General features: G+C 42.0%; 12 protein-coding genes. 5 read left to right on the forward strand and 7 right to left on the reverse strand.

What is annotated here, in order from left to right; translation table 11 throughout:
* The first annotated feature begins 195 nt into the window (after window positions 1–195).
* The 4 genes from tgt to psbM all read left to right on the forward strand — a co-directional run bounded on the left by tgt (window position 196) and on the right by psbM (window position 2,314).
* Window positions 196–1,335: a tRNA guanosine(34) transglycosylase Tgt gene (tgt, locus tag HXY43_RS25825; protein WP_290889812.1), complete on the forward strand. Its 1,140-nt coding sequence runs from the start codon at window positions 196–198 to the stop codon at window positions 1,333–1,335.
* Window positions 1,336–1,448: 113 nt separating this feature from the next.
* Window positions 1,449–1,586, forward strand: a complete 138-nt coding sequence (locus HXY43_RS25830) for a photosystem II reaction center protein K (RefSeq protein WP_026731794.1) — start codon at window positions 1,449–1,451, stop codon at window positions 1,584–1,586.
* Window positions 1,587–1,784: 198 nt separating this feature from the next.
* Window positions 1,785–2,084 (forward strand): 2Fe-2S iron-sulfur cluster-binding protein, encoded by a 300-nt coding sequence (locus HXY43_RS25835; RefSeq protein ID WP_290889817.1) that lies wholly within the window; start codon window positions 1,785–1,787, stop codon window positions 2,082–2,084.
* Between the two features lie 113 nt (window positions 2,085–2,197).
* Window positions 2,198–2,314 carry a photosystem II reaction center protein PsbM gene (psbM, locus tag HXY43_RS25840; protein ID WP_026731792.1) on the forward strand — a complete coding sequence of 39 codons (117 nt, stop codon included), beginning with the start codon at window positions 2,198–2,200 and terminating at the stop codon, window positions 2,312–2,314.
* Between the two features lie 89 nt (window positions 2,315–2,403).
* Here psbM and HXY43_RS25845 read toward each other — a convergent pair whose 3' ends face one another.
* From HXY43_RS25845 to HXY43_RS25875, 7 genes are all read right to left on the reverse strand, one after another.
* Window positions 2,404–3,261, reverse strand: a complete 858-nt coding sequence (locus HXY43_RS25845) for a universal stress protein (protein ID WP_290889822.1) — start codon at window positions 3,259–3,261, stop codon at window positions 2,404–2,406.
* Window positions 3,262–3,670: 409 nt separating this feature from the next.
* Entirely contained in the window at window positions 3,671–4,048 is a 378-nt protein-coding gene (locus HXY43_RS25850) for a DUF928 domain-containing protein (RefSeq protein WP_290889826.1), read from the reverse strand.
* A gap of 170 nt (window positions 4,049–4,218) precedes the next feature.
* A complete protein-coding gene (locus HXY43_RS25855) occupies window positions 4,219–6,321 on the reverse strand; it encodes a M3 family metallopeptidase (RefSeq protein WP_290889829.1) in 2,103 nt (700 codons plus the stop codon).
* A 336-nt stretch (window positions 6,322–6,657) separates the two neighbouring features.
* Window positions 6,658–6,873, reverse strand: a complete 216-nt coding sequence (locus HXY43_RS25860; RefSeq protein ID WP_026731788.1) for a hypothetical protein — start codon at window positions 6,871–6,873, stop codon at window positions 6,658–6,660.
* 130 nt (window positions 6,874–7,003) lie between these two features.
* A complete protein-coding gene (locus HXY43_RS25865) occupies window positions 7,004–7,309 on the reverse strand; it encodes a helix-turn-helix transcriptional regulator (RefSeq protein WP_026731787.1) in 306 nt (101 codons plus the stop codon).
* 99 nt (window positions 7,310–7,408) lie between these two features.
* Window positions 7,409–8,440 (reverse strand): hemolysin family protein, encoded by a 1,032-nt coding sequence (locus HXY43_RS25870; protein ID WP_290889835.1) that lies wholly within the window; start codon window positions 8,438–8,440, stop codon window positions 7,409–7,411.
* Window positions 8,441–8,492: 52 nt separating this feature from the next.
* Window positions 8,493–9,083, reverse strand: a complete 591-nt coding sequence (locus HXY43_RS25875; protein WP_290889838.1) for a thioredoxin family protein — start codon at window positions 9,081–9,083, stop codon at window positions 8,493–8,495.
* A gap of 281 nt (window positions 9,084–9,364) precedes the next feature.
* Here HXY43_RS25875 and HXY43_RS25880 point away from each other — a divergent pair, with 281 nt between their 5' ends.
* A complete protein-coding gene (locus HXY43_RS25880) occupies window positions 9,365–9,769 on the forward strand; it encodes an NIL domain-containing protein (RefSeq protein WP_026731784.1) in 405 nt (134 codons plus the stop codon).
* Window positions 9,770–10,037: the final 268 nt, after the last annotated feature.

Here is a 10,037-nt window from a genome sequence, read left to right on the forward strand (position 1 = left end):
ACATGGTGCGTCAGGCTAAAGCCGTGACACAACGCCAGGTGACGCCACGTGCTACAACGGGGGGAACCCCCGCAACGCACTGGCTCCCCTACTTAAGATTTACTTTATAAATCAACTCTAAACAACTAACAACTAACAACCAACAACCAACAACTAACAACTAACAACTAACAACCAACAACCAACAAAAGAGTCTTGAGCGCAAATTTTTCTTTCCAATGTCTTGCTTCCTGTAGCCAGACGAAAGCACGGGCTGGAGTATTTTTTACCCCTCACGGCCCGGTTGAAACTCCTCGTTTTATGCCGGTGGGGACACTGGCAACTGTCAAAACCCTCACCCCTGCCCAACTCAAAGAAACAGGGGCACAGATGATATTATCCAATACCTATCACCTGCACTTGCAACCAGGAGAAGCAATTGTGGCTGGAGGTGGAGGACTGCACAAATTTATGGGCTGGAACGGGCCGATGCTCACCGATTCTGGTGGGTTTCAGGTCTTCAGCCTCAGTGAAATGCGTAAAATCTCTGAAGAGGGTGTGACGTTTCGATCGCCACACGATGGTCAAATTATTAAGTTGACGCCAGAAAAGTCCATCGAAATTCAGAATACACTAGGAGCGGATGTGATTATGGCCTTTGATGAATGTCCGCCTGCTACAGCTAGCCGCCAAGAGGTGGAAGCAGCCACAGAACGCACTTATCGATGGCTTTTACGCTGTAAGTCTGCCCATCAACGCCCTGAGGAGCAAGCGTTGTTTGGTATCGTCCAGGGTGGAGTGTATCTGGATTTGCGTTGTCAGGCGGTGGAAGCGTTGGCAAATTTGGATCTACCGGGATATGCCATTGGTGGCGTGAGTGTGGGTGAAGAACCAGAACTGATTCATAAGATTGTGCAGGCGACAGCACCATTACTACCACACCATAAGCCGCGTTATTTGATGGGTGTAGGTACTTATCAGGAAATGGTAATTGCGATCGCCTCTGGTGTAGATTTATTTGACTGCGTGATTCCTACTCGCTGGGCTAGACACGGTACAGCAATGGTGCAGGGCGATCGCTGGAATTTAAAAAATGCTAAGTTTCGTGAAGATTTTACGCCTTTAGATGAAACTTGTCCTTGCTACACTTGTCAGAATTTCACCCGTGCTTACATATCTCATTTAGTGCGATCGCAAGAAATTTTGGCGTATACCTTATTGAGCATTCACAATATCACCGAATTGATTCGCTTTACTCAAAGAATACGAGAGGCAATATTGAACAATACCTTTGTTGCAGAGTTTGGTAAGTGGCTCATTCCTCAGGAAATGGAGTTAGGAAGAGTGGGAGAATAACTACCAACCACTAACTACTAACCACTAACAAATGACTAATGACTAATGACCAATGCATGTTAAGATATTTCTCAATTCTGAAAGCTGTGTTGGATAGGTGGATTTAAACAAAAATGGAAACAGCACTATTATTAGCAAAATTGCCTGAAGCATTCCAAATTTTTGACCCTTTGGTAGATGTTCTACCACTCATTCCCTTATTCTTCTTGCTGTTGGCTTTTGTTTGGCAAGCAGCCGTGGGTTTCAGGTAAGTTAATCAATCTATAATATTTTTGAAAAGACAGGCCTCTTGCCTGTCTTAATTTTTGCCAAAATTTAGTTTTCAAAAATTTATAATTATTAATATTTTGTTATAATATTTTGTGAACTAATATAAAAAAAAGCATTTCACCAAGTCAAGTAAAAAATTCGGTTTTAGCATTCAGGCAACAGTCAACGAGGAATAAGCTATGGGTAACATCAAATTCGTAAAAGAGAATAAAGAAGTCATAGCTGCGAATGGTGCCAACCTGCGCCAAAAAGCCTTAGAAAACGGGATTGGCATCTATAAAATTTGGGGAAAAATGATGAATTGTGGTGGCTACGGTCAGTGTGGCACCTGTATTGTTGAGATCGTTGAAGGAAAGGAAAATCTTTCGCCCCCTACAGATGTAGAGAACCGTTTTTTAAAGAAAAAGCCTGCAAATTACCGTCTTGCTTGTCAAACCTTAGTGAACGGCCCGGTTAGTGTAGTAACAAAACCCGATTAAAATTGCCAGTAGTCATTTATCTTTAACTAATGACAAATGACTAATGACTCGGTCAAGCCGTGATGATGGTATCCTAAAAGTGTTGACTGGAATCTAAGAGAGGCTTTCTGACTATGCAGGTTAATGACCTGGGGTTTGTAGCCAGCATTCTGTTTGTGCTAGTCCCCGCCGTTTTTCTGATCATTCTTTACATTCAAACAGCTAGCCGCGAAAGTAAAAAAGATACTTAATACTTTCTGTTTTTCATGTATAAAATAAGAAACCCTTACACCTGTAGTGTAGGGGTTTTTATTGATCAAGCGTAAAATCGTGAGCGACCTTAAGCAGCAGCAGTTCGTGCTAACAAAACTGGGCAAGTAGCATTTATTCTCACGTAATCAGACAAAGAAGCACCTAAAAGTCTGTCTAGATCTACGAAACTCTTAGCAATGGAAGGACGCCGATCCGGAGAACCAAGTAACAACAGATCTACATTTAACTCCTCTGCCAAGCGACAAATTTTTTCACCTGGTTTACCCATACTAAGTACACAACGAGGTTGCACCCCGTGTTTTCTCGCTTCCGCGACAGCTGCTGCTAAAACAGGATGTTGTTCGGGATTAACCTGAGTTGCTGATGCAGTAGATTCACCTCCTAAATCTGTGATCACGTGCGAAAGAATTAACTCTCCTCCCTTAATATCTCGAATCAAAAACAAAGCTAAGTCCAAACAGTGTTTTGAGGCATCAGAATTATCCATTGCCACCATAATGCGGTTAATTTTTTTGACATAAATGTCATCTTTTACCAGCAACATGGGGCGAGAAGACAATTGGAAAACGTACTGACTTACTGAGTTAGCTAAAATCGATTGCAGTCGCTTGAGTCCGCGAGAACCCATAATAATTAAATCTGCATCGATTTCATCTGCTACTTGGCAAACTACATCCTTAGGCTCGCCTTGCCGCAAAATAGAAGAGACTTGGCTAGGATTTAAGGCTAAAGACTGAATAGCATTTGCCAGGATTTTGCCACCTTCTTCCCACTTAGCTGTCATGGATTCGGCGGTGCTTTGTGGCGGAACCACGTGCAAAACTGTAACTTTTGCCCTTTGAATTGATGGCACATCCTTCAAGGTTTTTAGCATTTCTTCCGCGTGTCCCAATCCGGAGACAGCCAGCAAAATGTTTTGTATCATCGTTACGCCTTCGTAGTTTGGTTTTTGCTCTCTCAATAATTTGGCTAAGCTTTGACTTTCACCGCCTTGCTAAATAACTTAGTCATTAGTTATCAGTCATTAGTCATTAGCAATCGTACAAATGACAAATGACGCAGGACAAATAACACAATGACTGTTATTTTTCTTTAAGCCTAGTGACAAAATTTTGTACTTAGGCTTCTGATCACTTAGCTTACTCTCAATTTTGCACGATAAACTTAACGAATGATTATGAATTTTATTACTTTTAATCTATGTTTACTCTTTTTAACTAAAATCGAGTTAAGTATTGCAAAGAAAGGCAAAAAAACAATATAAATTCTATTTTTTGTGATTAATAAATTTTAAATATGCTATTAAAAGTTTTTCTACATAGCTGAGGCTGCTATCAAATACTACTTTTATAAGACAGAGAAAACTGGGTTCTTTGAGCTGTATTTTCAGGTGTGTACCAGAAAAATTGAGGATGAGCAGCAGTTGTTAATCCCAGATTAGTTGGTGGTAGCAGTAAAGCCAGAAGTGCTGGATCGCCAGAAATGCAGTTTCCTCGACGTACACTCCCACTTTCTCGCCGTCCTGGTAGAGTTTTGACAGGAACTTTTACTTGGATATTACGAGTTTGCTTGCTGCGGTTGTCTGTGTGGCTAGGTTTTTTAGGGACTTGTGGTTGAGAATTTGTCTGTGCGATCGCCGTCAAGGATAAGCCGCACAGAAGTAAATTTAAAAGCCAAGACAGGCAAACTTTCAGAAAATCTGGGCGATACATTCAAATTTAAAATTTTAGGCTATTTCACCAAATGGCGGTATCCACCCAGATTGAGACGTAATTGATTTACTCTCGTTCCTGAGGAGAAGGGGAAAGGGGAAAGGAATTGACCTTGAACTTTTTCCCCTACTTTGAACTTCAATGAAAGTGTGGCGAACTATAGTATAAATTTAAGCAGCTACTAAACCATTGTGTCTTAGCAAAGGTTCGGTACTCGGTTCGCGACCCCGGAATGTTTTAAACACTTCCATTGGATGCTTGCTACCACCAAGGGCTAAGACTGTATCGCGGTAGCGCTTACCTGTAGCTTTTACAGCTTGTTCATCTTCTAAACCAACTTCTTCAAATGCGGCAAAAGCATCTGCGCTTAATACTTCCGCCCATTTGTAGCTGTAGTATCCTGCTGCATATCCACCGGCAAAAATGTGTCCAAAGGCACATAAAAATGAATCTTCGGGTAAAGGTGGTATGACGGTGGTCGTCTTGGCGATGCGATCGCGCACATCCTTAGGAGTTTCATTACCACCAGGACGGTAGCGGTAGTGCAGTTCTAGATCCAGAACGCTAAAGTGTACCTGTCGCAACGTTGTACTACCACTCATGTAATTCTTTGCAGCCAGCAGCTTTTGGTAATAATGTTCTGGCAAAGGCTCACCTGTTTCGTAATGCTTAGCCATGCCAAATAAAGTAGCGCGATCGTAGCACCAGTTTTCCATGAACTGACTAGGTAATTCCACAGCATCCCATTCGACATTATTAATACCTGCTGCCGAAGAATAATCTACCTTAGTCAACATGTGATGCAAACCATGACCAAACTCGTGGAATAAAGTTTCTACCTCCGCAAAAGTCATCAGGCTAGGTTTGCCATCAACTGGTGGCGTTTGGTTACATACCAAATACGCTACAGGTAAACGGGTTTTCTTGACTCCATTTTCAGTGAGTTTGCCCCGGTTAATGCAGATATCCATCCATGCACCGCCGCGCTTTTCTGCGGGACGGCTGTAGGGATCTAAATAAAAATAGGCGATCGCACTACCTGTTTCGTCAGCAATTTGGAAATAGCGCACATCCTCATGCCAAACTGGTGCTTGACCATCAGCAGGGGTAACTGTAACACCAAACAACCGCTTCACCAACCCGAATAAGCCATCCAGCACTTGTGGAAGCGGAAAGTAAGGACGCAATTCCTCTGCTGTGAAAGCAAATTTTTCTTCCCGCTGGCGTTCTGCCCAAAAGGGGATATCCCAATGTCTTAAATCATTTGCTTCCGCTGCTCCCTTGTTGGCAGCAAAAGCTTTCAATTCTGCCAATTCCTTGAGGGCTGCATCGTAACTGGCGCGGCGCAGTTCTTCTAATAGTTTTTCCACAGCCTCGACGCTGGGAGCCATTTTACTGGCTAAGCTGACTTCCGCATAAGTTTTGTAACCGAGTAACTTCGCCAGTTCTTGACGCAACTCTAAAACACGTTCTATTAACGGGTTATTATCCAAGTTTCCCGAAGATGCACGGCTAATATAAGCTTTGTAAAGCACTTCCCGCAAGTCACGCCTTGTGCTGTACTGCATAAAAGGATAGTAACTGGGTAAGTCTAAAGTGATACACCAAGGGCCATTTTCTGGAGTGGCGTTTTCTTCCCCGGCATCTCGGGCTGCTTGTGCTGCTAAACTAAGTAAACTCGGGGGTAAACCGTCTACTTCTTCTTTCTTTGTCAGCTTCAGACTAAAGGCTTTAGTCGCATCCAGGACATTGTTAGAGAACTTGGTAGAAACTTCAGCTAACTCCATTTGAATAGCGTTAAAACGTTCCCGCGCTTCGCCTTGCAAGCCAACCCCAGATAGTTCTGCATCTCGGATCGCAGCTTCGACAATACGCTTTTGGGCAGAGTCTAAAGTATCCCAAGTGTCACTGGCACGCAGTGCTTTAAAAGCATTGTAAATTGGTTGACTTTGGCTGAGTTTGTTAGAAAACTGTACTACCTGCGGCTGTACAGTTTCATGGGCTTCTCGCAGTTGGGGGCTATTTTTCACACCCATCAAGTGGTTCACTACACCCCAACTCCAGTTTAGGCGTTCTGTTAGCTTTTCTAGAGGTTCTACTAAACCGTCCCAAGTAGGCTGTACATTAGCTTCTATTTTGGTTAACTCTTGCTCTAATTCTGCCAGTAATTTGTTAAACCCTGGTACTACATGCTCTGGTTTGATGCTGGCAAAATCAGGCAAGCCAGTACCTTTCAATAAAGGATTATCTGTTATAGTCGCGTTTACACTCATGTTTGGGCTAACTTTGATCTTTCTTCATCTTCTAATGTAGCGATGGTTTAGATAGTAGGTGTGCTTTTAGTGGTTTTGATATTCCTGTGGCAAGAATTGGTTACTCTGCGAGAAACTTTCTTAATTCGGCGTTGCATATTTGCGAGATGATTTTGTTGGTTTTGTGGGATGGGCATCTTGCCCGTTCTTTGTATTTTGGGGCGAGCAAGATGCCCACCCTACAAGAATCATCCCGTCACAAGCCACAAATGAATTTTACTCGTGACTTCTGATTTGTTGATGGCTGTACCATTTATTTGCATTAGAAAAGTAAATTTCTAACGGTTATTAAATTTTCTAAAATCTTGGCTGTGGAGCATACAGTTGATACAGTCCCAAAAGAAGCAATACAACTCCTATCTGTACGGCTGATGGAGCTAATACAAACCCCATTACCAGCACCATTCCCCCACTGAATACAACTGCAATGCGATAGACCTCCTCACGTACTTTGAGTCCTAGCCAGATAGCAGCCAAACCAATAACTAACAATAACAAATAGGTTGCTAGCATCCTTGTTTCCTCAAATAGACCGTTGCTTGTCTGTCGCACCTATACAATAACAGTAAATTGAATATTAGAGATATCGAACAATTTCGATATAAGAAAATCAATATCACAAGCAATTAACATTTGCTTTTATTTATAAATCAGTTGCAACATGAGCTGCAAACTGAGAAAAAGCTTCCTCGTTACGACGATAGTAAGTAGATTGTCCCTGACGGCTTGAGACAATTAGCCCTGTCGCCTCCAGCATAGATAAATAATGGGACACTGTAGACTGGGCTAAGCCAGTTTTTTTCTGAATGCTACTGACGCAAACTCCGACTGTGCGAGGGTCTACGTCTTGGCAGGGAAAGTTAACTTCAGGTTCCTTGAGCCAATGCAGGATTTGTAACCTAGTTTCGTTAGCCAGGACTTTGAAGATGTCAATATCTTTGGTATCCATTCCCCCATTATATCGATTTTTTTCGATATATCCATTTTATATCAACTTTAATGTAGTGTGTGGAAGCAATGTATTTCTTCTCAAAAGTAATGAGAAGGGCTAACGCATAGACTTTAACAGTCTTTCTCGCCGTTTGCGTGCAATTTCTTGCAGATCAATGCTTTTATCAGTTTCATCTACAATTTCACCAGTGATGACTTCAAGAACATCTTCTAAGGTTACTACACCACAAACGTCCCCGTATTCATCCACTACTACTACAAGATGATTGCGAGCTTCTAGGAAGCCTTTTAGCAATTTGTCTGCCCGAATTGTTTCAGGAACAAAGCTAACTTTCCGTATTAAGGAAGAGATTTTTTGATTACTCCTACCTTCAACCATCGCTGTTAGCAAATTCTGTTTTAAAGCAACCCCTATCACTTGATCGATAGAGTTATCAGTCACAATAATCCGTGTATGTTGCGAGGCAATAATATCTTGTTTCGCCTCACTAAGAGTCAAATCGCCACGTAAATATGTAAGCATGATTCGAGGTGTCATCAGGTCAGAGGCTGTCAGATCGTTCAATCGAAACACCCGTTGAATCATCTCTGCTTCGTCGCGTTCAATAATTCCTTCCTGATGACCTATATTTGCTAGTAGCTTAATTTCTGCCTCATTTGTTGTCGGTCGTTTTTTACCTTTAGTAAAAGGTGCTGTAACTTTTTCTAAAATCCAGACTAGAGGTGTGAACAAAAAGGTAAGTCCAGTAATAGGTAAAGCAGCTAGTATAGATATTTTTTCGGCGTTGCGCTCACCAATAGTTTTTGGGACTATTTCACCAAAAACTATAATCAGAAAGGTCAATATTCCTGAAAAGACACCTAGCCATTTATATCCCAAAATTTTAGTAGCAACACTACCCGTGAGAATACTACCAATAATGTTGAAAGTATTATTGAGAATAACAATAGTCGCAATTGGTCGATTTATGTTTTCACGAATCGCCAAAAGTGCTAATGCTGAAGGATGATTTGACTGTGCTAACTGTCGTACTTTGAGTGTAGAGACTGATAAAAGCGCTGTTTCGATGCTAGAACACAGCGCTGAACCAGTAATGACAGTAAGTACAACGAAAATTAGCTGTAGCATACATAGTTTATGTAGGGTACAGGCTAAAAGCCTGTAGATATATGACGCTATTCTAATTCACTACTTGACTGCCATGACTGCGCGGGTCATCTTGGCTAGGTGCTGGTGCTAGTGATGTTGAAACTTTGGAAACTTGCCCACTAGCTTGAGCATAAGGCAGAGGTGAATCCTCAATCAAGGCTTCTAAATTACTTGCCATGATTGTGCGAGGTTGATCGCCGATCGCTTGAGCAAGAACTTCTCCATTCTGGTTGAGAAACACAAAATGGGGAATACCATCTACCCGATACTTCAACATCTCTGGCAGCCATTTGGTGTTATCCACATTCAACATGACAAAGTTCATTTTGTCTGTATACTGCTGCTCTAATTGGGTAATATCCGGTGCCATTTTCTGGCAGACAGTACACCAGTCCGCATAAAATTCCACAAGCGATGGCTTGCCGTTGGTCATTGCCACTTCCAAGGGTGTAGATTGTTCTGCTAATTTAGCCAGAGAAGCTGAGCTAGTCTCGGTTCTTAGTCCCAAGACTAGGGCAACGCTAAGGGCGATCGCCACCATTGCAATCAAAAAATTTCTGACACGCGCGCCAACAGTTGATTCCGACTTGACTGGAGAATTTACAGGTGAATCCGTACTCATAACAGATTTATTAAAACTTATTAAGTACTGTTATCTTTCAGTTTACTGTTTTATTTTAGAAGGCAGCAGGATAAAGGGGTATAGGGCATGGGGACTGGAGAAGTAAAAAGTAAAAAGTAAAAAGGTAAAAGAAAAAATTCTTTCTTTTTACTTTTAGCTTTTTACTTTTGACTTGTTTTTGCCCAATCCCCAATCCCCAATTCCTTACACCCTTTCTACAATGAGTATCCCTGCATACGCTAAAACAGAGAACAGGCGTATACAAAAACATTTCCCCAACTGTGAAAAAACGAGTTACCCTCACCTTTCCCAAACGCGCCATTCAAATGCCAGTTACCTACCGACTGGCAAAAGATTTCAACGTCGCCGCTAATATTATCCGCGCCCAAGTAGCACCGAACCAAATTGGCAAGTTGGTAGTAGAACTTTCGGGAGATATAGATCAGCTGGATGCTGCGATTGAGTGGATGCGATCGCAGAATATCAGTGTTTCGCACACCCTAGGAGAAATAGTTATAGATGAAGACTTGTGCGTTGATTGCGGCTTGTGTACTGGAGTTTGTCCGACTGAAGCCTTAACCCTAAATCCCGAAAGCTATAAACTAACATTTACGCGATCGCGTTGCATTGTCTGTGAGCAGTGTATTCCCACCTGTCCAGTCCAAGCAATTTCTACAAATATTTAGAGATAGTAGTTAGTAGTTAGTAGTTAGTGGTTGTAGAGACGTGCCATGGCACGTCTGTACATTGGTTAGTAGTTAGTAGTTGGTTTTTACCACCAACCACCAACACTAACCACTATCCACTAACCACTATCCACTAACCACTATCCACTATCGGCGTTGCTGAATCAAGATATGAATTTACAATTCACGGGTATGTAGAGACGTAGCATTGCTACGTCTCTACAATGATTTGGCATCGAACTACAAAAATGTATGCACACATAATTCA

Origin of the sequence: Fischerella sp., assembly GCF_013388695.1 — a bacterium.
Classification (GTDB): domain Bacteria; phylum Cyanobacteriota; class Cyanobacteriia; order Cyanobacteriales; family Nostocaceae; genus PCC9605.